Genomic DNA, 23393 nt, shown 5'->3' on the forward strand with positions numbered 1-23393 from the left:
CGCGGTTGCTGCCGCGCGTGCGGCAGCAACCGCGCGTTTCAACGGCTTTGTAGCGCATGATTCTTGCTGCATCTGCACATCGGGCTGCCTGCGCAGCGTCTAGACTGCCGCGCTCCGAATGGCAGGGGGGGCTGCAGTGACAAGACGAAAGATCTTCAAAGCGATCGGGATCGGTGTGCTGGTCCTGGTGCTGGGCAGCGTGCTGTCGTTGTACGGCTATGGGCGCTTTGCCGATCGTCAGCGTGGCGCAGTGAGCCATTCGCTGCCTGCCACGGCGATCGCAACGCCGATCGATCAGGTCGTCGCGCCGCTGCAGCAGGCACATGCCGATCAGACCGGCATGGTGATCCTGCCCGACAACGTCGATGCATTCGCGGTGCGTGCGCTCACCGCGCGTGCGGCCGGCCGCAGCCTGGATCTGCAGTACTACATCTGGCATGCGGACTTCACCGGCAACCTGCTGCACAACGAACTGCTGCATGCGGCCGATCGCGGCGTGCGCGTGCGCCTGCTGCTGGACGACATGAACATCCATGGCAGCGATTCGATACTGGCGGCGCTGGACAGCCACCCGATGATCGAAATCCGTCTGTTCAACCCCACCCGTGCGCGCGAAGGCACGCTGATGCGCGGCGTGGAGATGGTGCTGCGCATGTTCAGCATCAATCGACGCATGCACAACAAGGCCTGGATTGCCGATGGCCGGATGGCGGTGGTGGGCGGCCGCAACGTGGGCGACGAGTACTTCGATGCGGCGCGCGACACCAACTTCATGGATATGGATGCGGCCTTGATGGGGCCGGCCGTCGGCCAGGCCGAACAGGTCTTCGATGCGTACTGGAACAGCCCCAACGCGTTGCCGCTGGCCGCGCTGGTGACCGCACAGCCGCAGGCGCTGGATGCGTTGCGCGGCAGTCTGGACGCCGGCCTGGAATCGGCACGCGCGCATCCCTATGTGGAGCGGCTGCGTCAATCGCCGAGCGTGCAGGCCTTGACGCAGGGCCAGCGCCAGGTGCATTGGCTGGATCAGGCGCGGATCGTCTCCGACCCGCCGGAAAAGGCCGATGGCGCATCGCCGCAGGCGGACTGGATGACGCCGGTCTTGATCGGCGAGATGGCGCGTGCGCAGCACGAACTGAAGGTGATCTCGCCGTACTTCGTGCCGGGCGAGGAAGGCATGCGCTGGATCGACCAGTTGCGTCGGCGCAATGTGCGCGTCAGCGTGTTGACCAACTCGCTGGCTGCAAACGATGTGGTTGCCGTACACAGCGGCTATGCCGATTACCGCGTTCCCTTGCTGACGCAAGGCGTGCGTCTGCACGAGCTCAAGCCGATGGGCAAGCCGGACGGCAGCCTGTTCGGCTCAAGCGGTGCCAGCCTGCACACCAAGGCATTCGTGGTGGACGACAGCAGCGGTTTCATCGGCTCGTTCAATCTGGATCCGCGCTCGATGAACCTCAATACCGAGATGGGCCTGCTGTTCAACGATCGCGCAGTGGCGGCGCAACTGGAGCAGGTCTACAACCGCAAGATCAGTGCGCCGTTGAGTTACCGAGTGACCCTGGATCAGGGCGAGCTGCGCTGGCACGACGATGCGGCACAACCGCCCGAGGTATGGTCGCAGGAGCCGGCAGCGAGCGTGTGGCGACGTGGTGCGGCGACGGTGATGGGCTGGTTGCCGCTGGAGTCGCAGTTGTAGTTCTGCTGTTTCCGCGTGCCGCGCGTCACTGCAACTGTGTCACGATCTCGCGTGCCATCGCGCCCAGCGGCAGGATGCGGTCGGCGCCGCCGCGTTTGATCGCCTCCTTGGGCATGCCGAACACGATGCTGGTGTGTTCGTCCTGCGCCACGGTACGCGCGCCGGCCTGGCGCATTTCCAGCAGGCCAGCGGCACCGTCGTCGCCCATGCCCGTCATGATGATGCCCAACGCATTGCTGCCGGCCGCACGCGCGGCCGAGCGGAACAGCACATCCACCGACGGACGATGCCGATTGACCGGCGGCCCTTCCATCACTTCGACAAAATATTGCGCGCCGCTGCGGCGCAGCAGCAGATGCTTGCCGCCCGGCGCGATCAGTGCGCGGCCCGGCATCACCCGGTCGTTGTTGGCGGCCTCTTTTACCGCGATCTGACACAGGCCGTTGAGGCGCGCGGCGAAGGCTGCGGTGAATTTCTCCGGCATGTGCTGCACGATCACGATGCCGGGGCAGACGCGTGGCAGTGCAGTCAGCACTTCTTCCAGTGCCTGGGTGCCGCCGGTGGAGGTGCCGATGGCAACGATGCGCTCGGTGGTCTGCGCCAGCGCGCGGCCGCTTTGCGCGGGCAAGATCACATCGGCGGTGTGCTTGACCTCGGCTTCCAGTGGCGCTGCGGCAACGCGGGCGGCCAGCCGTTTGACGTTGGCGCGTGCGGCGCTGCGCACCGTATTGACAAGTTCCTCGGCCGAGTCGGTGAGGAATTGCTTGAGTCCCAACCGTGGCTTGGTCACCACTGCCACCGCGCCGGCAGCCAGGGCATCCATGGTGACGCGTGCGCCTTTCTCGGTGAGCGTCGAACAGATCACCACCGGTGTGGGGCGCTCGCTCATGATCTTGCGCAGGAAGGTGATGCCATCCATATGCGGCATTTCCACATCCAGCACGATCACGTCCGGCCATTGCTTGCGCATCTTTTCGATGGCCAGCAACGGGTCGGCCGCAGTGGAGATGACCTCGATGTCGGGTGCGTCGTTAAGCACGCTGACCAACACCTGGCGCACCACCGCCGAGTCGTCGACGACCATGGCCTTGATGGGATTGGGGCTGGCGGCAGGGCGATTGAAGGCTGTCGACACGTCGGATCCTTGGCTCAGGCCTTGCGGAAGATCGAGGGTGCCACCTGCACCAGGCCGATGTCGAGTTCGCTCAGGCTTTCCGAATGACCGATGCAGAAGTATCCACCTGATTTGAGGTTGGACAGCACGCGCAGGATGACCTCGCGCTTGGTCTGACCGTTGAAATAGATCATCACATTGCGCAGGAAGATTGCATCGAAGCTACCCAGTATCGGCAATGCCGTATTGAGGTTGGCATGCACGAACTTGACCCGGTCGCGCAGGCGGCGTTCCACCAGCAGTGTGCCGTCGTACTCGCCCTGACCACGTAGGCAATAGCGCTTGAGATACGCCTGCGGAATGCCGTCGATGCGTTGCAGCGCGTAATGTCCGGTACGCGCCTTGGCCAGTACGCGGGTGCTGATGTCGGTGCCCACCACGTCGAACGGACGCCCCTGCAAGGTGTCGTCCAGCACCATCGCCATGCTGTAGGCTTCTTCGCCGCTGGAACTGGCCGCGCTCCAGCAGCGGAACGGCAGGCCGCCGCGATGTTCGCCGGCCAGCCTGCGCAGCAGCTCGAAGTGCTTGGGCTCGCGGAAGAAGTAGGTTTCGTTGGTGGTCAGCAGATCGATCGCGGTCTGGATCTCGGCGCGGTCCTGCCGGCCTTCCAGCAACTGCAGATATTGCGTGTAGTTGCTGAACTGATGTTCGCGCAGGCGCTTGCCCAGGCGGCCGCATAACATGGCCTTCTTGCCGGGAGAAATGCTGATGCCGGCCGCTTCGAAGATGAAGCGCTGGAAGCGGCCGAATTCCTGTTCGGTGATGGCGGTGGCCGTGCTCATGTCAGGCAACATCCGCATCGCTGGGCAGCACGTCGCCGCACAGGCGTGCGATGCGCACGGCGTGTTCGCGCCACCATTCCGATAGCATCGGCCCGGGCATCGGCGAACCCATCAGATAGCCTTGCGCCAGATCGCAGCCCAGCTCGCGCAGCATGCGCCAGTCGTCCGGCGTTTCCACGCCCTCGGCCACGGCGGTGAGTTCGAGCCGGTGCGCCAGTTCCAGCGTGGATTCGAGCACGGTGCGTTGACTGCGGCTGCGATGGGCGGCATGCACAAAGCTGCGATCCAGCTTGAGTTCGGTGAAGGGAATGCTGGCCAGACGCTGCAGCGAGGAAAAGCCCGTGCCGTAGTCGTCGATCGACAGGCCGAACCCATGCAGACGCAGACGCGCCAGCATGCTCAAGGCATTGGTCGGCTCCACGATGGCGCTTTCGGTGAGTTCCAGCACCAGATCGGCAGGGCTCAGGCCGTTGTCGCTCAGCTTGCCGCACAGTTGTTCAAGAAAGCCCTGCTCCCCAAGCAAGTTGGGCGACAGGTTCAACGCCAGGCTCAGCTCGAAGCCTTCTGCACGCCAGTCCACCAGTTGCGCGACCGCCAGGTCGATTACCTGCTGGGTCAATGCATGGATCAGGCCTTCGCGTTCTGCCAGCGGAATGAAGCGGTCCGGTCCGATCATGTCGCCTTGCGGACGGCGCCAGCGGGCAAGCGCTTCCACACCGCGCAGACGGCCATCCCTGAGATCGAGTTTGGGTTGGTAGGCCACGCGGATTTCACCGCGGCGCATGGCCCGGTCAAGCCGCGATGCCGCCGCGCCACCGCTGGACATCAGCGGCGAAATCGCCGCCTGTGCAAACGTAGGCGCGTTTGTGGCCGGTTCCGGTTCGCATTCCAGCACGTTGGCCAGATCCTGCAGCTGCATCGGCTTTTCGATGCCGCCGAGCACGTGCACGCCGGCGCTGCGGCTGAGCTGCGTCACCGCATCGATCAAGGCGCCACCGCGTTGAGAGACCACGACCACCGGCACGCCGTACTTGCCGCGCGCCAGCGCATCAAGCAGCTGTACGCCGTCCATGCCCGGCATTTCCAGGTCGATCAGCAGCAGCGATGGCGCAATCGCACTGCCCAGCCAGGCCAGCGCGGCGTGGCCGTCGACCGCGCCGTCGACCGCCACGGCGCCGAGCTGGCGGCACAGCGCCATCGCGTGTTCGCGCTGAACCACGCTGTCGTCAACGACCAGTACCGGGCCGTCCAGCGCGCAGCTGCAGGAGAGAAGGGTGGGGCGCATGGGAGTCCTTGCGTGCATGCAGAACATGTCAGGCTGCCAGGTCGGCGACAGGCAGGTGTACGAGTGCGTCGTTGCCCAGCACGGCCTCGGCGTCGAGCAGGATCACGAAGCGTTCGCCGATCCTGGCCATCGCATGGATGCACTCGCGTGCGATGCCGGCGCCAAAACTGGGAGCGCCGGCGATAGCGTCTGGCGCGATCTCCAGCACTTCGCTCACCGCATCCACCAACAGGCCAAGCACCTGATGTGCCTCGCCATGGGCGATCTCCACGATCACGATGCAACTGCGCTTGGTGATCGCGCTGGCGTTGCGGCCGAAGCGTTGCTGCAGATCCACCACCGGCACCACCGCGCCGCGCAGGTTGATCACTCCGCGCAGGGCCGGCGGCATCATCGGCACGTCGGTGGGCGCCCGGTATTCGATGATTTCCTTGATGCCGAGGATCCCCAGGCCGAACATTTCCGTGCCCAGCAGAAAGGTCAGGTATTGCTGCGGTGCCGTCGATGACGGCGCTGTCGTGGTGCTGGCTGCGCTGTGCGGTTGCATCGTCGTTTCCTCAGAAGCTGGCGAACTGCGATTCGTCGATCGTATCGGCGGCGGCCGCCACCGCGCTGATCTGGCGCACGTTGGTACGGCGCGGCGGCGCGCTGATCGGGTTGTTGCTGTGCGTAGCGATCCGGCGCGGGCCAGGCTTGTTGGCGTTCGAGGCTACGGCGCGCGAGCCATTGCCCAGCCGGAAGAAGCCCATCAACTGCTGCAGTTGTTCGGCCTGCGCGCTCATTTCCTCCGAGGTGGCGGCCAGTTCTTCGGCATTGGCCGCAGCCGACTGCGTGGTCTGGTTCAACTGGCCGACGGCGGTATTGATCTGGCTGACGCCGGCGGTCTGTTCTTCGGAGGCGGCGGCGATTTCCTGCACCAGGTCGGAGGTGCGGCGGATCGAGGGCACCATCTCGCCGAGCACCCGGCCGGCGCTTTCGGCCAGGTCCACGCTGGAGCCGGCCACCTCGCCGATTTCCTGCGCGGCGATCTGGCTGCGCTCGGCCAGCTTGCGCACTTCCGCTGCGACCACCGCAAAGCCCTTGCCATGCTCGCCGGCGCGCGCCGCTTCGATTGCGGCATTGAGCGCCAGCAGGTTGGTCTGGTAGGCGATGTCGTCGATGATGCCGATCTTCTTGGCGATGTCCTTCATCGCCACCACGGTGGCGCGCACGGTGTCGCCGCCGTCGGCGGCCTCGCTCGCGGCCTTGGCGGCCATGCTGTCGGTGATGCGCGCGTTCTCGGTGTTCTGTGCGATGGAGGCAGTCATCTGTTCCAGCGAGGCGCTGGTCTCTTCCACGCCGGCCGCCTGTTCGCTGGCGGCCTGCGCCAGCACCTGCGCGGTGGCGCTGACCTGTTCGGCGGCGCTGGCCAGATTCTCGGCGTTGCGGTTGACCTCATCGACGATCTCGGTCAGCCGGCCCATGGTGGTGTTGACGTAGCGCTGCATGTCGGCGAAGGCGCCTTCGTAGTGGCCTTCCACGGTGTGGGTGAGATCGCCGCCGGCCATCGCGCCCATCACCTGGATCACTTCGGAAATGCTGCGCAGGTTGCCACGCGCACGCTCCACGGTATCGTTGATGAAGGCCTTCTTGCCCGGCAGCTGCGCCAGCGGTGCGTCGAAGTTGCCGCGCCCGAATTCGGCCACCACGCCCATGGCCAGTTTCTTGACCGCGATGTGGGCGCCCACCATCTGGTTGATGCCGGTGGCCATGCTGCGGAAATCGCCGTCGAAACTGCTGCTGTCGATGACAACGTCGATATCGCCGGCTTCGTGCTCGGCCGACATGTGGTTGATCTCGCGGATCAGGCCGGTGAGGCTGCCGCGCACCTGTTCCAGGGTCTCGTTGATGAAGCGCTTCTTGCCCGGCAGCAGCGGCAGCTGCGCGGTGAAGTTGCCGCGGCCGAATTCGGCCACGCAGGCGATGGCCTGTTTCTTGACCGCGATATGGCTGGCCACCATCGTATTGATGCCTTCGGCCATGCGGCGGAAATCGCCGGTGAAACGCTGGGTGTCGATGACCACGTCGATATCGCCGGCATCGTGCTCGGTCGCCATGCGGTTGACCTCGGCGACCATGCCGGTGAGGTTGCCGCGGATCTGGTCGACGATCTCGTTGATGAAGGCCTTCTTGCCCGGCAGGCGTTCCAGCTCGGCGGAAAAGTTGCCGCGCCCGAACTCGGCCACGCAGTCCATGGCTTGCTTCTTGACCGCGATATGGCTGGCCACCATGCGGTTGATGCCTTCGCCCATCGTGCGGAAGTCGCCGTCGAAGCGTGCCACGTCGATGCGTACGTCGATATCGCCGGCGTCGTGTTCCTGCGAGACGCGGTTGATCTCCTCGTTCACGTGGGCGATGGTGCTTTGCACCTTGCGCAGCGAACGCAGCACCTCGCAGGCCTGCTCGTCGGGCAACTGCGGCATGGCGATGGCGAAGTTGCCGCGCGCAAAGGCATCCAGCGTCGTGGCGGCAAGCTCCAGCGAGCCGGTAGCCGTACGGATCGCGCGGAGCAGCAATGCACCGCTGAGGAGTGCGGCGAGTACGCTGGCGGCGATCAGGGCGCCGCGCGACAACGTCAGCGCAACGCCCGCAACCACCACCACGACGGGCAAGGCGAGGGCGAGGGCGGTGGTGAACCACAACTGCGTGGCGATCGGAGAACGGTGTGGCATGGCGGCAGCTTCCTGGGGTCAGGTAACAACGAATGACGCGGTGATGTGGAGAGTGCTGGTGTATGTGCTCAGGCCGCCAGGGCGTCCTGATTTGGATGCAATTGCTGGAGCAGGCTGGGCACATCGAGAATCAGCGCGACATCGCCGCTGCCCAGGATGCTCGAGCCACTGATGCCCTTGACCTGTGCGAAGACCTTGGACAACGGCTTGATCACGGTCTGCCATTCGCCCAGCAAGGTGTCCACGACCAGGCCGAAACGCTGGGCGCCCTGGCGGATCACCACGATGCTTTCGCGCGCCGGCGTCCTGCCGCCGAGCGCGAACAGTTCGCGCAGGCGCACATACGGCAGCACGCTGCCACGCAGGTCGATGTAGTCGCTGCTGTAGTCGGGCGTGAACTCTACGCATTCCTCCACCACGTCTAGCGGCACCACGAACACCGACTTGCCGACACTGACCTGGAAGCCGTTGATGATGGCCAGCGTCAGCGGCAGCCGTACCGAGATGGTGGTGCCAGCGCCTGCCGTGCTGTCGATCTCCACGGTGCCGCGCAGCGCGGTGATGTTGCGCTTGACCACGTCCATGCCGACGCCGCGCCCGGACAGGTTGGTGACCTTTTCGGCGGTGGAAAACCCCGGCTCGAAGATCATCGCGAACACCTCGCGGTCGCTGAGCTGGCGGCCCGGCTCGATCAGGCCGCGTTCCAGCGCCTTGGCCAGGATGCGGTCGCGGTTCAGGCCGCCGCCGTCGTCGGTGATCTGGATGACGATGCTGCCGGAGTCGTGATATGCGTTGAGGCCCACCGTGCCGCGTGCGGGCTTGCCGCGCGCCACGCGCACCTCCGCCGGCTCGATGCCGTGGTCCATCGCGTTGCGCACCAGATGGGTGAGCGGGTCGCCGATCTTCTCCACCACCGACTTGTCCAGCTCGGTGTCTTCGCCGGCCACCACCAGCGCGATGTCCTTGCCGAGTTCGCGTGCCACATCGTGGACCACGCGCTGGAAGCGGCTGAAGGTACCACCGATCTTGACCATGCGCAGTTGCAGGGCGCTTTCGCGCACCTCTTCCACCAGGCCGGCCAGGATCGAGGCCGATTCCAGCAACTGCGTGTCGCCGGTGCGTTGTGCGTTGGCATTGGTGCCGGCCACGGCGATGATGAGTTCGCCGACCAGGTCGATCATGCGATCGAGCTTGTCGGCATCGACGCGGATCGAGCGCGCGTCGGTGTTGCGTGCGCCGGTGTCCTGCGCCGCACGCACCGGCGCTGTGGCCGGGGCGGCAGCCAGCAAGCCGACGATCGGCGCTGCGGCAGCCACGGCCGGCTCGCTTGCAAGCACGGCGGTGGCGTTTGACGGCGCCGGCACCGAGATGATTTCCAGATCGCAGTCTTCGCGTACGAACTCGAACACGTCCTCGATGGCGGCACGGTCGGCATCGCTGCGTAGCAGGATCTGGAAACCGAGATAATTGGCTTCCGGATCGAGTGCCTCAAAGCTCGGCAGCTGGCTGACGTCGGTGCTGATCGACTCGACCGAACCCAGCCCACGCAGATTGCGAATCAGCTTGAGCGGCGAGTTGCCGTAGCGCAGCGCGTCGGCGAACAGTTTCAGCGTGATGCGCCAGTAACCGCTCTGTTTTTCCGGAATGCTGTGCTGGAGGGCCGTGGCAGTGACACCGCATGCGCTGACCTGCAGGTAGGTCTGCAATTGTGCCAGCAGGGGCTCGGCCTCTGCAGCCAATGCGGCGGCATCGGCGTGACCGGGGTCGGCCGCAGTTTCCACCAGCGCATGGATGTGGTCGCAGCACACCAGCAGCAGCGCGATCAGTTCCGAGCTCAGCGTCAGCGCGTCATCGCGTACCAGGTCCAGCACGCTTTCCACCACATGGGTGAAGCCGACCAGTTGCGGCAGATCGAACAATCCGCCCGAGCCCTTGATGGTGTGCGCCGCACGGAAGATCGCATTGACCGCGTCCGGCGAGGATTCGCCGCGCTCGGCTTCGAGCAGATGACGTTCCATGTCTTCGAGCAGGTCCCGGCTCTCGGCCAGGAAGGTCTGCATCAGCTGGTTCATGTCCATGCGCGTTGCCAGTCCGTTAGTGAATGCGTTCGCCGATACCTGCAACCGCATGCGGGTACAGCGCTTCGAGCAGGCCGAGCAGTTCGATCACATCGACCACCGCGCGGCTGGAATCGGTCAGCGAAAACGGCCGTCCGTCGGCCTGGATCGCCTGCTTGGTCGCCAGCAGCAGCTGCAGACCGGTGGTATCGATCTCGCTGACGGCCCCCAGGTCCAGATGCAATCCACCCGGATGCAGCAATGCCGGCTGCAGCAGCGGCTTGAGTTCTGCAGCGCGACGGATGGTCATCTCGCCTTCGAGGGCGAGCGTCAGCGGCGCGGGTAGATCGGACAGGAGCGTGTTCATTGATGCCTCAACGATGCGATGGCGCACGGGTGCGTGCCTGGACGCGGAAGACGGTCGCTCCGGCGTGGGCTCGCGGGCATCTCTGCACACGGGGATCACGCCGGTCCATGCAGGTATCGGCGCGCGGCAGGAATATTGAGGCCAAATTCACTGCGGTGACGGATTTGCGAAACCCATCACTTCCCGGACATTAACTGCTCAGCTTTGTCGCAAGCAGACTCAGGAACCAATGTCCTGGACAGCCCCGCAGGACAGCCAGCCGGATGGTGGCCTGCTTTTCCTGCGTGCGGCCTGGATGGGTGCGCCGCCGCTGCCGGGAATGCACACGAAACAGGCAGCAGCGGTCACGCACCGGCATCGCAAGGTGCTGCGCGTAGTGAAATGCCGCACTGGACCGGGTTCACCCCGCGCCGCAATTGCAAGGCGATCGACCCGTCCTTGCGTCTTCCATGACCGAGAGCGGTGCGCAAAGCAGGCGCCACCGCCCCGGGAGCTTCGTTATCTCGGCGCCAGCATCGTCAGCAGGCCGCGTGCGGCGTTGAAACGGTCGGCGCCTTCCGGCAGCGGCAGCTTGATGCGCAGCTTGTCCGGGCCGTCCATGGTGTAGATCTTGGGCTGCTTCTGGATCAGCTGGATCACCGCGACCGGGTCGATCGCCGGTTTTGCCTCGAAGACCAGCCGGCCGCCATTCTCGCCCAGGTCCAGCTTGCGCACACCCAGCGCATTGGCCTGCAGCTTGAGCTCGGCAATCGCAAACAGGTGCTTGACCGGGTCCGGCAGCAGGCCGAAGCGGTCGATCATCTCCACCTGCAATTCGCGCAGCGCATCGGCATCGCGTGCGCTGGAGATGCGCTTGTACAGCGTCAGGCGCGTATGCACATCGGGCAGATAGTCCTCGGGAATCAGCGAGGCCACGTGCAGCTCGACCTCGGCGCCACGAACCTCCTCGCCGGCATCCAGGTCCGGCAGCTTGCCCTGGCGGATGCTGCGCACCGCGCGTTCCAGCAACTCGGTATAGAGGCTGAAACCGACCTCGGCCATCTGCCCGCTCTGGTCTTCGCCCAGCAGCTCGCCGGCACCACGGATTTCCAGATCGTGCGTGGCCAGGGTGAAGCCGGCGCCGAGCTCGTCCATGGAGGCGATCGCTTCCAGACGCTTCTCCGCATCGGAGGTCATCGAGCGACGATCCGGCACCACCAGGTACGCATAGGCGCGGTGATGCGAGCGGCCGACGCGGCCGCGCAGCTGGTGCAACTGGGCCAGGCCGAAGCGGTCGGCGCGGTTGATGATGATGGTGTTGGCATTGGGAATGTCGATGCCCGACTCGATGATCGTGGTCGACAGCAACACGTTGAAGCGCTGCTTCTGGAAATCCAGCATCACCCGTTCCAGCTCGCGCTCGGGCATCTGCCCGTGGGCGATGCCGATGCGCGCTTCCGGCACCAGTTCGGACAACTCGCGTTGCATGCGCACGATGCTTTCCACATCGTTGTGCAGGAAGTACAGCTGCCCGCCGCGACTGAGCTCGCGCTGGAAGGCCTCGCGCAGCAGCGTGTTGTCCCAGGCGGTGATGAAGGTCTGCACCGCGAGCCGGTTCGGCGGCGGGGTGGCGATGATCGACAGGTCGCGCAGGCCGGCCATGGCCATGTTGAGCGTGCGCGGGATCGGCGTGGCGGTGAGCGTGAGCAGATGCACGTTGGCGCGCATCGCCTTGAGCGCCTCCTTCTGCCGTACACCGAAGCGCTGCTCTTCGTCGACCACGACCAGGCCCAGGTCCCTGAACTTGACGTCCGGCTGCAGCAGCCGGTGCGTGCCGATGATCACGTCGATCTCGCCGCTGGCGACCTTCTCCAGCTCGGCCTTGATTTCCTTGGTGCTTTTGAAGCGCGACAGCACTTCCACCTTCATCGGGTAATCGGCGAAGCGGTCGCGGAAATTGCGGTAATGCTGCTCGGCCAGCAGCGTGGTCGGCACCAGCACGGCGACCTGCTTACCGGCGCTTGCCGCGGCAAATGCGGCACGCACGGCCACTTCGGTCTTGCCGAAGCCGACGTCGCCGCAGACCACGCGGTCCATCGGCTGGCTGCTGCCCAGATCGCGCAGCGTCGCATCGATGGCCGCCAGCTGGTCGGCGGTCTCCTCGAATGGAAAACCGGCCGCGAACGGCTCGTACATCGCTCGGTCCACCTGCAAGGCCAGACCGGCACGCGCACGTCGGCGGGCCTGGATTTCCAGCAATTCGGCCGCCACGTCGCGGACCTTTTCGGCCGCCTTGCGCTTGGCCTTGGTCCATTGCTCGCCGCCGAGCGAATGCAGCGGCGCGGTCTCGGCCGAGGCGCCGGAATAACGGCTGATCAGATGCAGCTGCGCCACCGGCACATACAACCGGTCGCCCTTGGCGTATTCGATTTCCAGGAACTCGCCGGGCATGCCGCCGGCATCGAGCACGATCAGCCCGCGGTAGCGGCCGACACCGTGATCCTCGTGCACGATCGGCGCGCCTTCGGACAGTTCGCCCAGATCGCGGATGATCGCTTCCGGCTCGCGTCCGACCCGGCGGCTGCGGCGTGGCTGGTTGGCGCGCTCGGGAAACAGCTGGCGCTCGGTCAGTACCGCAATCTGCGGGGCGTCCAGCGCAAAGCCGTCTTCCAGCGGCGCCACGGTGATGCCGAAGCGCAGCCCGGGCGCAGCCAGGAAGGCGGGCAGGTCGGCGACCACCTCCGGCTTCAACTGCGCGGCGGCCAGCACTTCCATCAAGGCTTCGCGACGACCGGCAGTATCTGCGGCCACCAGCACGCGGCCAGGGTAATGGCCCAGGAACGAGGCCAGCGCCTGACCGGCCGGTGCGTCTTTTGCCGCCACCGGCAGCGGCGGTAACGGCTGGTCGCCGAGTGCGGCGGCCTCGTCGATGCGCGGATGATCGCTGGTCCACACTTCGATACGCGCCAGCTTGTTGAGCCGCTCGCGCAATGCGTCCGGCGATTGATACAACTCGTCCGGCGTCAGCAGCGGGCGTTCCACATCGTGGCGGCGCTGCTCGTAGCGGTCCTGTGTCTGTGCCCAGAACGTGTCCGCCGCGTTGGAGACGCCGGTGGCGACCAGCGGCAGCACGCGCTTGTCCAGATAATCGAACAAGGTGGCGGTCTTGCTGAAGAACATCGGCAGGTAGTACTCGACCCCCGACGGCGCCAGGCCCGATTTCAGATCCTGATACAGCGCGCTGCGCCGGGTATCCACGTCGAAACGCTCGCGCAGGCAGGCCAGCACACGTTCGACGCTGACATCGTCCATCGGCACTTCGCGGCCGGGCAGCAGCTTGACGGCCTCGACCTTGTCCAGCGAGCGCTGCGATTCCGGGTCGAAGGCGCGGATCGAGTCGATATCCTCGTCCAGCAACTCGATCCGCAACGGAGTGGCTTCGCCCATCGGGAACACGTCGAGCAGGCCGCCGCGCACCGCAAAATCACCCGGGTCCATCACCTGCGGCACGTTGCGGTAGCCGGCGCTTTCCAGACGGCGTTTTTCCGCATCCAGATCCAGCCGTTGGCCGACCTTGAGATCGAAACTGCCGCCGACGATGTAGCTCAGCGGCGCCAACTGCTGCATCAGCGTCTGCACCGGCACGATCACCACGCCACGGGTCAGTGCGGGCAACCGATGCAGTGCGGCCAGGCGCTGGCTGATGATCTCCGGGTGCGGGCTGAACTGGTCGTAGGGCAGGGTTTCCCAATCGGGAAACGGCACCACCGGCAGCGTCGCGTGCTCGCCAAGCAAGGCATGCAGATCCGCCTCGATCTGATGCGCGCTCTGGTTGTCGCGGGCAATCACCAGCAGCGGGCCGGCATGCGCCTCGGCGGCGCGTGCGATCGACCAGGCCAGCGCAGTCGGCGAAGACGGAGCGCGCCAATAGGCGCGGAGCTGGCCGGACTTGGGCAGCGGCGGAGAAGGGAAGGTGGTTGGCGACGGCATCAGCTGGCAATTTTACCAGAGCCCCCACCGCGGCCGGTCCATCCGGCGTGAAAGCCGGCGTCGGGCCACCTGCGCCGCCTTGGTCGGATGTACGGCGCTCTCGCCATCTACAACCGACCATCCCGACAGGTCCTTGCCCGCTCACCGTCGCGGGCTCTTACGCGGCATGGATGCCGCGTAAGAGCCTACAGGGACGTATTTGCGGCGTGTCCTGCGATGGTGGGTGGGCGAGGGCCCTGCAGCCAAGCAGCAGATCAGCAATCAAAGCCAGGTGAGTCGAGGGTGCGGCGTCCTCACCGCTCGCGGGACACGCCGTGAATCCATCCGTGGAGGCTCGGTGGCGGCATCCATGCCGCCACACGGTCCCGCAATCGGTGAGGGCACCGCCCCAGACAGTTAGTCGGTTGTTTGAAAAGCTGGTCCGCTACCCTGGCTTTGTTGTGGAACGGGCGGACGCGTCCTTGCCCGAGCAGGACACCGTGCCTGTTCGCACTATGCCTACCGACCATCCCGACAGGTCCTTGCCCGCCCACCGTCGCCGGACCTTGAGCGGCATGGATGCCGCGCCAGAGCCTACAGGGACGTACTTGCGGCGTGTCCTGCGATGGTGGGCGGGCAAGGGCCTTCAGCCAATCCGCAGATCCTGCTCTAAACCGATTCCCGATTCCCGATTCCCGATTCCCGAATCCCGAATCCCGATTCCCGATTCCCGAATCCCAGCCCTCAGGCATCCAGCTCGAGCACCATCCGCACCAACTCCGGCGAATCCGGATGCGGCTGCGGCTTGAAGCCCAGCGACTCGGCCAGCTGCAGCATCGGCATATTGCTTTGCAGCACGTCGCCGAACAGGCAATCCAGGTACTTGCGCCGTGCCCACTTGACCAGCTTGCGCATCAGCTGCCGTCCTAGCCCCTGGCCGGCGACGAAGCTGCTGACCAGGATGGTGTACTCGGCTTGGCGGGTGCCCGGCACCAGCGCCGCGCGCGCCACCGCGCCCACCAGCGCTTCGCCCGGCGGCAGCTGTTCGGCGGCCACCAGCACGATTTCGCTCTTGGGGTTGGGATGGGTCAGGCGCTGCACCATCTCCGGGGTGATTTCGGCGGAGGAACGCACAAAGCGCGCGCGGATTTCCTCCGGTCCCAACAGGCTGAAAGCGCCCTGCAGCGGCGGACCGTCCTCGGGGCGGATCGGGCGGAGCAGAAGGGTGCGGCCATTGGGCAGGCTGAAATTTTCATGCCAAGGAGGCATGCGATTACGAATGGCCATGACCGGTGTTCCTTAAAGATCGGAAGATTCTGGCACCCGCCCAGGGCACGACCGTGAACGAATCCGGTGCGCCGCTGGGGCCGTCAGGGGATGGCATTGCTTCCCTCGCCACTGTACCGAGCGATACTGTGATCCAGTCGTGAGTGTGGCGCCGCGATTGTCAGCGCGAAGAAGCGCCGCCATCGATGACTCAGGTGTCCTGGCGCAGCCACTCCAGCCGGGTCGAGGCGCCGGCCTCGCCGAGATGCTGCTTCAGCACCGGCAGCGCGGGCGCCAGCACCTGGTCGAACTGCCACGGTGCATTGACGATCAGCAACCCGCTGCCGGTCAGGCGCAGCGGTGAGTCGTCCGGGCGCACCTGCAGCTCGGCGACCAGCACCGACTTGGCCGGCAGCGTGGCGGCCTTGCGCATGAACGGCTGCAGGCTGCGGCGCAGCTTGATCGGGTACCACACCATGCAGATCGCCTGCGGCCAGCGCGCCAGGGTCTCGCGCACGCTGTGGATGACCTGAGGGTACTCGGCCTCCTGCGCCTCGTACGGCGGGTCGATCAGCACCAGCCCGCGGCCGATCCTGGTTTCGCCCGCGCGCGGCGGCACGAATGCGCGAATCGCCTCGTAGCCATCGCCGGCATGCACGCGCACGCGGTTGTCCCTGGCGAACAGGCGCTTGAGCGCCTCGGCCTCTTCCGGCTGCAACTCGCAGAACGCCATGCGGTCCTGTTCGCGCAGCGCCTGCGCTGCCAGCAGCGGCGAGCCGGGGTAATGGTTGATCTGGATGCCGGCGGTGGGGCGTGCCGGCTTCTGGCCGGGCGTGGCCGGGCGGGCGACGCCCTGGTTGTCGGCCTGCACCGCGCGCAGATAGCGTTCGACCACCTCGGGCAGGGTCGATTCGGCCATCAGCCGCATCACTCCGGCATCGGCCTCGTTGGTCTTGCGGCTTTCCTCGCCGCCGAGCTGGTAGCGCCCGCGCCCGGCGTGGGTGTCGAGCACGAAGAACGGGGTGTCCTTGCGTTTGAGGGTGTCGATCAGCGCCAGCAAGGCGATGTGCTTGAGCACGTCGGCATGGTTGCCGGCATGGAAGGCGTGGCGATAGTTCATCGCGGCAGTGTACGGGCCGCGCCAGCATGCGGCTATGCTGCGCGCCATGTCCGAGTCCCCCGCCCGCGTGCTCGTCGTCGAAGACGAAGCCGCCATTGCCGATACGGTGCTGTACGCGCTGCGCAGCGAAGGCTATGTGCCCGAACATTGCCTGCTGGGCCGCGACGCATTGGCGCGGCTGCGTGCCGACCCGGCCGATGTGGTGGTGCTGGACGTGGGCCTGCCGGACATCAACGGCTTCGAGGTGTGCCGCGCGCTGCGCGGTTTCAGCGATGTGCCGGTGATCTTCCTGACCGCGCGCAACGACGAGATCGACCGCGTGCTCGGCCTGGAACTGGGCGCCGACGACTACATGGCCAAGCCGTTCTCCCCGCGCGAGCTGGTGGCGCGGGTGCGCGCGCGGCTGCGGCGTCGCAATGTGGCCGCCGCACTGGACACTGGCTGGCAGCCGCATGGCGCGTTTGCGATCGATCGCGAGGGCAGCCGCATCCGTTACGGCGATGCGCTGCTGCCGCTGACCCGCTACGAATACGCGCTGTTGTCGGCCCTGTTGCAGCGCCCCGGCGCGATCCTGAGCCGCGCGCAGCTGATGGACCGCGGCTGGGACGCTGCTGCCGACAGCGCAGACCGCACCGTGGACACCCATATCAAGACGCTGCGCGGCAAGTTGCGCCAGGCCGGCGTGCCGGCCGACCCGATCCGCACCCATCGTGGCCTCGGCTACGCGCTGGAGCTATAGCCGTGGCCGAGCGCAGGCGTCACGTTGTTCTCCCGGCCGGGGCCTGAGATGCGGCTCGGTCTCAAGCTGTTTCTGGGCTTCTTTCTGATCGTCGGATTGGCCGCGTTCTTCGTAATGCGGGTGTTCGTCAACGAGGTCAAGCCGGGCGTGCGCCAGGCGATGGAATCCACGCTGGTGGATGCGGCCAATGTACTGGCGGAAATGGCCGGCGGCGAGCTGGCTGCCGGCACCATCGCCAACGGCAGTTTCGCGCGCAACCTGGCGCAGGCGCAGCGGCGCGATCCCAAGGCCTGGGTGTGGCGGTTCCGCAAGAACAACGTGGCCTACCGCGTCACCGTGACCGACGCACGCGGCGTGGTGGTGTTCGATTCGCTGGGGCGCGATGTGGGCCGCGACAACTCGCGCTGGAACGATGTCTATCGCACCTTGCGCGGCGAATATGGCGCCCGCTCCAGCCCCGAGGTCGATGGCGACCCGACCGCCACGGTGATGCATGTGGCCGCGCCGATCTACGCGCCGAATGACCCGGCCAGGTTGATCGGCGTACTGACGCTGGCGCAGCCCAATCGCAGCATCGACCCGTTCATCGAGGCCAGCCAGCGCAACATCCTGCAGCGCGGTGCCTGGCTGATCGGCATTTCCGCGCTGATCGGCATCTGGATGACCTGGTGGCTGATGCGCGGCATCGGCCGGCTCAATCGCTACGCGCAGGCGGTGAGCGCGGGCGTACCGGTGCCGCCGCCCAAACCGCGCGGCGATGAAATCGGCGACCTGGGCCAGGCGCTGGAAAGCATGCGGCGCAAGCTGGAAGGCAAGGCCTACGTGGAGCAGTACGTGCAGTCGCTGACGCACGAGATGAAGAGCCCGCTGGCGGCAATCCGGGGTGCGTCCGAATTGTTGAGCGAGCCACTGCCGGAAGCCGATCGCCAGCACTTTGTCGCCAGCATCCGCGCGCAGGAGCTGCGCCTGACCGAGACCATCGACAAGCTGCTCGCACTGGCCGAGGTGGAACAGCACGGCTGGCTGCAGACACGCGAGCGTATCGCGGTGGCTGGCTTGCTGCAGGCCGTCCTGGATGCGGTGCTGCCGCGTGCGAGAGCGGCCGGCGTGCTGCTTGAAAGCGATGCCGCATCCGCTACAGCGCGCGAGCAGTCCGTGCTGGGCGATGGATTCCTGCTGCGCCAGGCGCTGATCAACCTGCTGGAAAATGCCATCGCGTTCTCACCGCAGGGCAGCACCGTCCAGCTGCGTGCGCAGGTACTCAAGGGGCAGGTGCAGCTGGTAGTGCAGGACCGCGGCAGCGGCGTGCCGGACTACGCACTGGAACGGGTGTTCGAGCGTTTCTATTCGCTGGCCCGCCCGCAGACCGGACAACGCAGCTCCGGCCTTGGCCTGCCGTTCGTACGCGAAGTCGCGCGCCTGCATGGCGGCGAGGCCACGCTGGGCAACCGCGAGGGCGGCGGCGCGTTGGCGACGCTGCGGCTGCCGGCTGGCTGATGCAAGGCTTCGGCCCGGCACGACCGAGTCGCCGTCCGATGATCCACTTCACATTGGCTTCAAATTCGCCTCAAATCCCCGACACCGGCGCACCGCACCCTGGCGACCTCCCAGACTGAGGAAGGTCGATGAAATCCCTGAAACTGTTGTTGCGCTTCGCCACCATTGGCGGATTGATCCTGTTGCTGCTGATTCCATTGCTGTTGATCCGCGGCACGGTGCAGGACCGTGCGCGTTACCGCGACGAGGCGGTGGAGCGGGTGGCGCAGAGCAAGGCCGGCGAGCAGCAGTTCATCGCGCCGGTGCGGGTGCTGCCGTTTACCGAGGACGTGCAGGTCACCGAGCCCGACGAACAGGGCAACCCGCGCAAGGTCTGGCGCAAGCGCGAGGGCCAGCTGCTGCAGACCCCGCGCACGCTCACCCTGAGCGGCGAGCTCACCCCGTCCGAGCGCAAGATCGGCCTGTTCCGCGTGCAGGTGTATTCGTGGAAGGCCGGGCTCAAGGCCGAGTTCGACCCGTTCGCCTATCCGGCCGTGGCCGGTCGCAGCTATGGTCGGCCGCATCTGGCGGTGGGCATTTCCGATGTGCGCGGCCTGGTCGGCACGCCGAGCCTGCGGGTGGACGGCCGCAGCTTGCCGCTGGAGAGCGGGGCCGGCGGCCTGGCGGAGCGCTCGGCCGGTATCCATGCCGATCTGCAGCCGCTGAGCGATGCGCTGGCCGGCACGCTGGGCGATGGCAACCTGGTGGAGATGTCCTTCGTGCTGGATGGCACCCGCAGCCTGGCGATCGCACCGATTGCCGACAACAACGACATCGCCCTGCGCTCGGCCTGGCCGCATCCGCTGTTTGGCGGGCGCTTCTTGCCGAATGCGCCGACGATCGGCCAGCGCGGTTTCGATGCGAGTTGGTCGTTGTCGTCGCTGGCCACTGGTGCGCAGACGCAGCTGCAGTCCAGCCAGTCGGCGCTGGATACGCTGGAAGTGCGGCTGGTCGATCCGGTGGACGTGTACACCCAGGCCGACCGGGCCAGCAAGTACGGCATCCTGTTCGTGGTGCTGACCTTCGTGGCATTCGTGTTGTTCGAGTTGATCAAGCGTTTGCCGATCCATCCCCTGCAATACCTGCTGGTGGGTCTGGCGCTGGCGATCTTCTTCCTGCTGCTGTTGAGCCTTTCCGAGCACATCGCGTTCTGGCAGGCGTATCTGGTCTCGGCCGCGGCGTGTATCGGCCTGCAGTTCTTCTATCTGTCCGGGGTGTTGCGCAGCTGGGTGCGTGCAGCCGGGTTCTCGGCGATGCTCACCGCGTTGTACGGGGTGCTCTACAGCCTGTTGATCTCCGAAGACAACGCGCTGCTGATGGGATCGCTGCTGCTGTTCGGCATTCTGGCCAGCATCATGTGGGTCACCCGCAAGCTCGATTGGTACGAGCTTGGCAACAGCCTGCGCTGAGGCCGGCATGCGCGCTCACGCACAGTTGCACCGGCGGGCGCAGCGCTTGCTGCCCGCCGGGATCGACACGGTGGCGCTGCTTCCCGCAGCGTTGCCGCAGTCTTGGGAAGCTTCGCCATTGTTGGCCTTGCCCTTGCGCCGCGATGGACGCTGCGGCGTGATCGGCCTGCGCCTGCATGCGGGCACCGCGCAGGCATTGCGCCTGGGCGGCAGCGGGTTCCTGCAGGCGGCGCAGCGGCAAGATGTGCAGACAGACAGCATGCGTCCGCGGCGCTACGGGCCGTGGCAGCGGTTGAGCAACGGCAGCTACTGGGCGCGCAGCACCGATGCACTGCTCGGCGTGCTGCTGGCCAGCGAGGAGGCGGCGGTGTGGTTGCTGTGGCAGCAGCCGGCTGCGGCGGCTCCGGGCAATGGCGGCTGGCTGCGCTGACCCACGGCGGCGCAGCTGCGCCAGGCTGGCTTACCATGGCCGGCATGAGCGGCTCCTCCCTGATTGTCGAAACGGTGCGCGGCGCGCAGGTACTGCCGCATCTGGCTGCGGTGGCGCAACTGCGCATCGCGGTGTTCCGCGCCTGGCCATACCTGTACGAAGGCGACGCCGATTACGAGCGCGGCTATCTGGCCGCCTACGCGGCCTCGCCGGACAGCGTGTTCGTGCTGGCACGCGATGGCGATGCGGTGATCGGCGCCTCCACCGGGCTGCCGCTGCTCGACGACAGCGAGGCCTTTCATGCGCCGTTTCGTGCGGCCGGCATCGAGCCGGCCAGCGTGTTCTATTTCGGCGAATCGGTGCTGCTGCCGGAATATCGCGGGCAGGGGATCGGCCACGCATTTTTCGACCAGCGTGAGGCGCATGCGCGCGCACTGGGCCGCTTCGCGCTCACCGCGTTCTGTTCGGTGGAACGCGCGCAGGACGATCCGCGCAGGCCGGCCGATCACCGACCCAACGATGTGTTCTGGCGCAAGCGTGGCTATGCACCGCAACCGGACATGCGCGTGCAATTGGCGTGGGCGGAGTTGCAACACGGCGAGATCGACCACAGTCTGCGGGTGTGGACGCGGCCACTGCCGCCGTGACCGAGTCACTTCTTCCGCCATCGATCAATCGCAATCAGGCCAGCAGATGAAAATTGCCGTCGCCAAGTACCCGATCGGCAAACCTGCCGACTTCGCCGCGTTCGCCGCACGCCAGTCCGCGCTGGTGGGCGAGGCTGCCGCCGCCGGCGCACGCCTGCTGGTGCTGCCGGAGTATCTGGCGCTGGAACTGGGCGCGACCTTCGATACGCAGATTTCTGCCGGATTGCCGGAGTCGCTGGCGGCGATCCAGGCGCTGCGTGCGCCGTGGCTGGAGCTGTTTGCCGGCCTGGCGCGCCAGCATCGGCTGCATCTGGTTGCCGGCAGCTTTCTGCTGGACCTGGGCCAGGGCCGTTACCGCAACCGCAGCGACTGGTTCACGCCCGATGGCCGGCACGGCTGGCAGGACAAGCTGCAGCTGACCGGCTTCGAAAAGGCCACCGGGCTGATCGAGCCGGGCGATGCGCTGAAGGTGTTCGACCTGGACGGCGTGCGTGCGGCGATCGCGATCTGCTACGACAGCGAGTTTCCGCTGCCGGTGCGCGCGCAATATGAGGCCGGCGCGCGGCTGTTGATCGTGCCCAGTTGCACCGACACCGCTGCCGGGGCGATGCGGGTGCGCGTCGGCTGCCTGGCGCGCGCGCTGGAAAACCGCGTGTTCGTCGCGCAATCGGTCACGGCCGGGCAAGCGCCGTGGAGCCCGGCGCTGGACGTCAATACCGGCGAAGCGGCGGTGTTCGCACCGATGGATGTCGGCTTCCCGGCCGATGGCGTGCTGGTACAGACCCAGGGCACTGCCGTGTGGGCGTATGCGGAGCTGGATTTTGCCGCCTTCGAGGCCAGCCGCGCGCAGGCCCAGGTCGCCAACGATCGCGATTGGGTCGGTCAACTGGGCGCTCAGCTCGTGCGTGCCAGGCTGGCCACGTTCGACTGACCGGGCGCGCGGCCAGCCACTGCGCGCAGCATCAGGCGAGCGCAGTCGGTGCCCGCGACCCATCGCGCCACGCGTACGCCCCGACCGTTCTGCGCCGGCCATCACTCGCATCCCTTGCACCAACCACCAGGTTCCCATGGCCAAGAAAACCCTGATTCCGCACAGCGTCCGTCTCGAGTTCGCGCCCGGTGCGCGGGTGCACAGCAATCTGTCCGGCGCGGCCTTCACCGATGACTGGCTGTGGGTGGCCGGCGACGAGGCCTGCGCCGTGGATCGCCTGCGCAGGCTCGACCCCGTGCAGCACGAGACGTTGCGCTTCGGCCACGGGCAGAGCTTTGCATTGGCCGAGTTGCTGGATCTGCCCGGCGAGGCGGCCGAGGAGGCGGATCTGGAAGGAATGGCGCTGTCGGATGGATTGCTGTGGGTGATCGGCTCGCATGGGCTCAAGCGCAAGAACGCCAAGCGCAGTCGCGACGATGCCGAAAACGCCAAGCGCCTGACCAAGCTCAAGCTCGACGCCAACCGTCGCCTGCTGGCCTGCCTGCCGATCGAGCGCGATGCCGACGGCACCCCGCGCCTGGTACGCGAAGCCGCCGACGGCCGTCGCGCACTGCGGCTCAAGGGCGATGCCAGACACAATCAGCTCACCGACCTGCTGGCCGACGACCCGCACTTCGGCCCGTTCCTGGAGATCCCCGGCAAGGACAACGGCTTCGACATCGAAGGCATCGTGGTGGATGGCGAGCGCCTGCTGCTGGGCCTGCGCGGGCCGGTGCTACGCGGCTGGTCGGCGCTGCTGGAGATCCGGGTCCAGGCGCATGGCGACCATCTGCGGCTGGTGCCGCTGGACGAAGACGGCGCGCTGCTGCGCAAGCACTTCCTGCAATTGGGCGGGCTGGGCATCCGCGACCTGCATTATTCCGGCGACGACCTGTACCTGCTGGCCGGCCCGACCATGGTGCTGAACGGCGAAATCCGCCTGTTCAAATGGCCTGGCGCGCGTGCGGTGCTGGCCGCCAACCAGGCGCCGGCGCGCTTTCAGCACGAGCTGCTGGAATCGGCGGTGTTGCCGCACGGCACCGACAGCGACCGCGCCGAGGCGATCTGCAATCTTCCCAGGCACCTGGCCGGCGACACGCCCAGCTGGCTGGTGCTGTACGACGCGCCCGGCCCGGCGCGCAGCGGCGGCGGCGATGACGTGGTCTACGGCGACCTGTTGCGCAACCGCTGAGGCGGGCGCGGGCAGCTCTGCGCTGGTCAAGGTAAAATCGGCCGATCCCCGTTCTGCCGAG

General features: G+C 66.5%; 18 protein-coding genes. 8 read left to right on the forward strand and 10 right to left on the reverse strand.

Annotated features, from left to right (window positions below):
- Window positions 1-136 precede the first annotated feature (136 nt).
- Complete coding sequence (locus FHT08_RS04895) at window positions 137-1699, forward strand: phospholipase D family protein (RefSeq protein ID WP_166774451.1); 1563 nt, start codon at window positions 137-139, stop codon at window positions 1697-1699.
- Between the two features lie 25 nt (window positions 1700-1724).
- Here FHT08_RS04895 and FHT08_RS04900 read toward each other — a convergent pair whose 3' ends face one another.
- From FHT08_RS04900 to rlmJ, 10 genes are all read right to left on the reverse strand, one after another.
- Window positions 1725-2852, reverse strand: a complete 1128-nt coding sequence (locus FHT08_RS04900; protein ID WP_208408906.1) for a chemotaxis response regulator protein-glutamate methylesterase — start codon at window positions 2850-2852, stop codon at window positions 1725-1727.
- On the reverse strand, window positions 2849-3655 hold the full coding sequence (locus tag FHT08_RS04905; RefSeq protein WP_104535890.1) for a protein-glutamate O-methyltransferase CheR: 807 nt from the start codon (window positions 3653-3655) through the stop codon (window positions 2849-2851). Before FHT08_RS04905 ends, FHT08_RS04900 begins: the two co-directional genes overlap by 4 nt.
- Window position 3656: 1 nt before the next feature.
- Window positions 3657-4940: an EAL domain-containing response regulator gene (locus FHT08_RS04910; protein ID WP_166774452.1), complete on the reverse strand. Its 1284-nt coding sequence runs from the start codon at window positions 4938-4940 to the stop codon at window positions 3657-3659.
- A gap of 28 nt (window positions 4941-4968) precedes the next feature.
- A complete protein-coding gene (locus tag FHT08_RS04915; RefSeq protein ID WP_166774453.1) occupies window positions 4969-5487 on the reverse strand; it encodes a chemotaxis protein CheW in 519 nt (172 codons plus the stop codon).
- 10 nt (window positions 5488-5497) lie between these two features.
- The gene (locus tag FHT08_RS04920) at window positions 5498-7651 is read right to left on the reverse strand and encodes a methyl-accepting chemotaxis protein (RefSeq protein ID WP_166774454.1); all 2154 of its coding nucleotides are present in this window, start codon (window positions 7649-7651) and stop codon (window positions 5498-5500) included.
- 68 nt (window positions 7652-7719) lie between these two features.
- Complete coding sequence (locus FHT08_RS04925) at window positions 7720-9729, reverse strand: chemotaxis protein CheA (protein ID WP_047126874.1); 2010 nt, start codon at window positions 9727-9729, stop codon at window positions 7720-7722.
- Between the two features lie 16 nt (window positions 9730-9745).
- The gene (locus tag FHT08_RS04930) at window positions 9746-10075 is read right to left on the reverse strand and encodes an STAS domain-containing protein (protein ID WP_047126873.1); all 330 of its coding nucleotides are present in this window, start codon (window positions 10073-10075) and stop codon (window positions 9746-9748) included.
- Between the two features lie 498 nt (window positions 10076-10573).
- Window positions 10574-14044 carry a transcription-repair coupling factor gene (gene mfd, locus FHT08_RS04935; RefSeq protein WP_166774455.1) on the reverse strand — a complete coding sequence of 1157 codons (3471 nt, stop codon included), beginning with the start codon at window positions 14042-14044 and terminating at the stop codon, window positions 10574-10576.
- A 723-nt stretch (window positions 14045-14767) separates the two neighbouring features.
- The gene (locus FHT08_RS04940; protein ID WP_166774456.1) at window positions 14768-15310 is read right to left on the reverse strand and encodes a GNAT family N-acetyltransferase; all 543 of its coding nucleotides are present in this window, start codon (window positions 15308-15310) and stop codon (window positions 14768-14770) included.
- Window positions 15311-15500: 190 nt separating this feature from the next.
- Complete coding sequence (gene rlmJ, locus FHT08_RS04945) at window positions 15501-16409, reverse strand: 23S rRNA (adenine(2030)-N(6))-methyltransferase RlmJ (protein WP_047130508.1); 909 nt, start codon at window positions 16407-16409, stop codon at window positions 15501-15503.
- A 34-nt stretch (window positions 16410-16443) separates the two neighbouring features.
- Between rlmJ and creB the strand changes: the two genes are divergently transcribed.
- The 7 genes from creB to FHT08_RS04980 all read left to right on the forward strand — a co-directional run bounded on the left by creB (window position 16444) and on the right by FHT08_RS04980 (window position 23332).
- Entirely contained in the window at window positions 16444-17148 is a 705-nt protein-coding gene (gene creB, locus FHT08_RS04950; RefSeq protein ID WP_184402834.1) for a two-component system response regulator CreB, read from the forward strand.
- A 48-nt stretch (window positions 17149-17196) separates the two neighbouring features.
- Complete coding sequence (gene creC, locus FHT08_RS04955) at window positions 17197-18645, forward strand: two-component system sensor histidine kinase CreC (protein ID WP_104535881.1); 1449 nt, start codon at window positions 17197-17199, stop codon at window positions 18643-18645.
- A 128-nt stretch (window positions 18646-18773) separates the two neighbouring features.
- Window positions 18774-20093, forward strand: coding sequence for a cell envelope integrity protein CreD (gene creD, locus FHT08_RS04960; RefSeq protein WP_047126869.1), 1320 nt, complete (start codon window positions 18774-18776; stop codon window positions 20091-20093).
- Window positions 20094-20100: 7 nt separating this feature from the next.
- Window positions 20101-20523, forward strand: a complete 423-nt coding sequence (locus FHT08_RS04965; protein WP_166774457.1) for a hypothetical protein — start codon at window positions 20101-20103, stop codon at window positions 20521-20523.
- Complete coding sequence (locus tag FHT08_RS04970; RefSeq protein ID WP_181126203.1) at window positions 20520-21170, forward strand: GNAT family N-acetyltransferase; 651 nt, start codon at window positions 20520-20522, stop codon at window positions 21168-21170. The genes FHT08_RS04965 and FHT08_RS04970 overlap by 4 nt, the downstream gene beginning before the upstream one ends.
- Window positions 21171-21216: 46 nt before the next feature.
- Window positions 21217-22101, forward strand: coding sequence for a carbon-nitrogen hydrolase family protein (locus FHT08_RS04975; protein ID WP_104535877.1), 885 nt, complete (start codon window positions 21217-21219; stop codon window positions 22099-22101).
- Between the two features lie 136 nt (window positions 22102-22237).
- On the forward strand, window positions 22238-23332 hold the full coding sequence (locus tag FHT08_RS04980; RefSeq protein WP_104606111.1) for a DUF3616 domain-containing protein: 1095 nt from the start codon (window positions 22238-22240) through the stop codon (window positions 23330-23332).
- The last annotated feature ends 61 nt before the right edge of the window (window positions 23333-23393 follow it).

This window comes from Xanthomonas sp. CFBP 8151, assembly GCF_011761885.1.
GTDB classification, from domain to species: Bacteria; Pseudomonadota; Gammaproteobacteria; order Xanthomonadales; family Xanthomonadaceae; genus Xanthomonas; species Xanthomonas arboricola_B.

Coding starts and splice junctions, on each gene's coding strand:
- FHT08_RS04905 (WP_104535890.1), bottom strand. CDS start 3,655: ATGAGCACGGCCACCGCCATCACCGAACAGGAATTCGGCCGCTTCCAG.
- FHT08_RS04910 (WP_166774452.1), bottom strand. CDS start 4,940: ATGCGCCCCACCCTTCTCTCCTGCAGCTGCGCGCTGGACGGCCCGGTA.
- FHT08_RS04915 (WP_166774453.1), bottom strand. CDS start 5,487: ATGCAACCGCACAGCGCAGCCAGCACCACGACAGCGCCGTCATCGACG.
- FHT08_RS04920 (WP_166774454.1), bottom strand. CDS start 7,651: ATGCCACACCGTTCTCCGATCGCCACGCAGTTGTGGTTCACCACCGCC.
- FHT08_RS04925 (WP_047126874.1), bottom strand. CDS start 9,729: ATGGACATGAACCAGCTGATGCAGACCTTCCTGGCCGAGAGCCGGGAC.
- FHT08_RS04930 (WP_047126873.1), bottom strand. CDS start 10,075: ATGAACACGCTCCTGTCCGATCTACCCGCGCCGCTGACGCTCGCCCTC.
- mfd (WP_166774455.1), bottom strand. CDS start 14,044: ATGCCGTCGCCAACCACCTTCCCTTCTCCGCCGCTGCCCAAGTCCGGC.
- FHT08_RS04940 (WP_166774456.1), bottom strand. CDS start 15,310: ATGGCCATTCGTAATCGCATGCCTCCTTGGCATGAAAATTTCAGCCTG.
- rlmJ (WP_047130508.1), bottom strand. CDS start 16,409: ATGAACTATCGCCACGCCTTCCATGCCGGCAACCATGCCGACGTGCTC.
- creB (WP_184402834.1), top strand. CDS start 16,444: ATGCTGCGCGCCATGTCCGAGTCCCCCGCCCGCGTGCTCGTCGTCGAA.
- creC (WP_104535881.1), top strand. CDS start 17,197: ATGCGGCTCGGTCTCAAGCTGTTTCTGGGCTTCTTTCTGATCGTCGGA.
- creD (WP_047126869.1), top strand. CDS start 18,774: ATGAAATCCCTGAAACTGTTGTTGCGCTTCGCCACCATTGGCGGATTG.
- FHT08_RS04965 (WP_166774457.1), top strand. CDS start 20,101: ATGCGCGCTCACGCACAGTTGCACCGGCGGGCGCAGCGCTTGCTGCCC.
- FHT08_RS04975 (WP_104535877.1), top strand. CDS start 21,217: ATGAAAATTGCCGTCGCCAAGTACCCGATCGGCAAACCTGCCGACTTC.
- FHT08_RS04980 (WP_104606111.1), top strand. CDS start 22,238: ATGGCCAAGAAAACCCTGATTCCGCACAGCGTCCGTCTCGAGTTCGCG.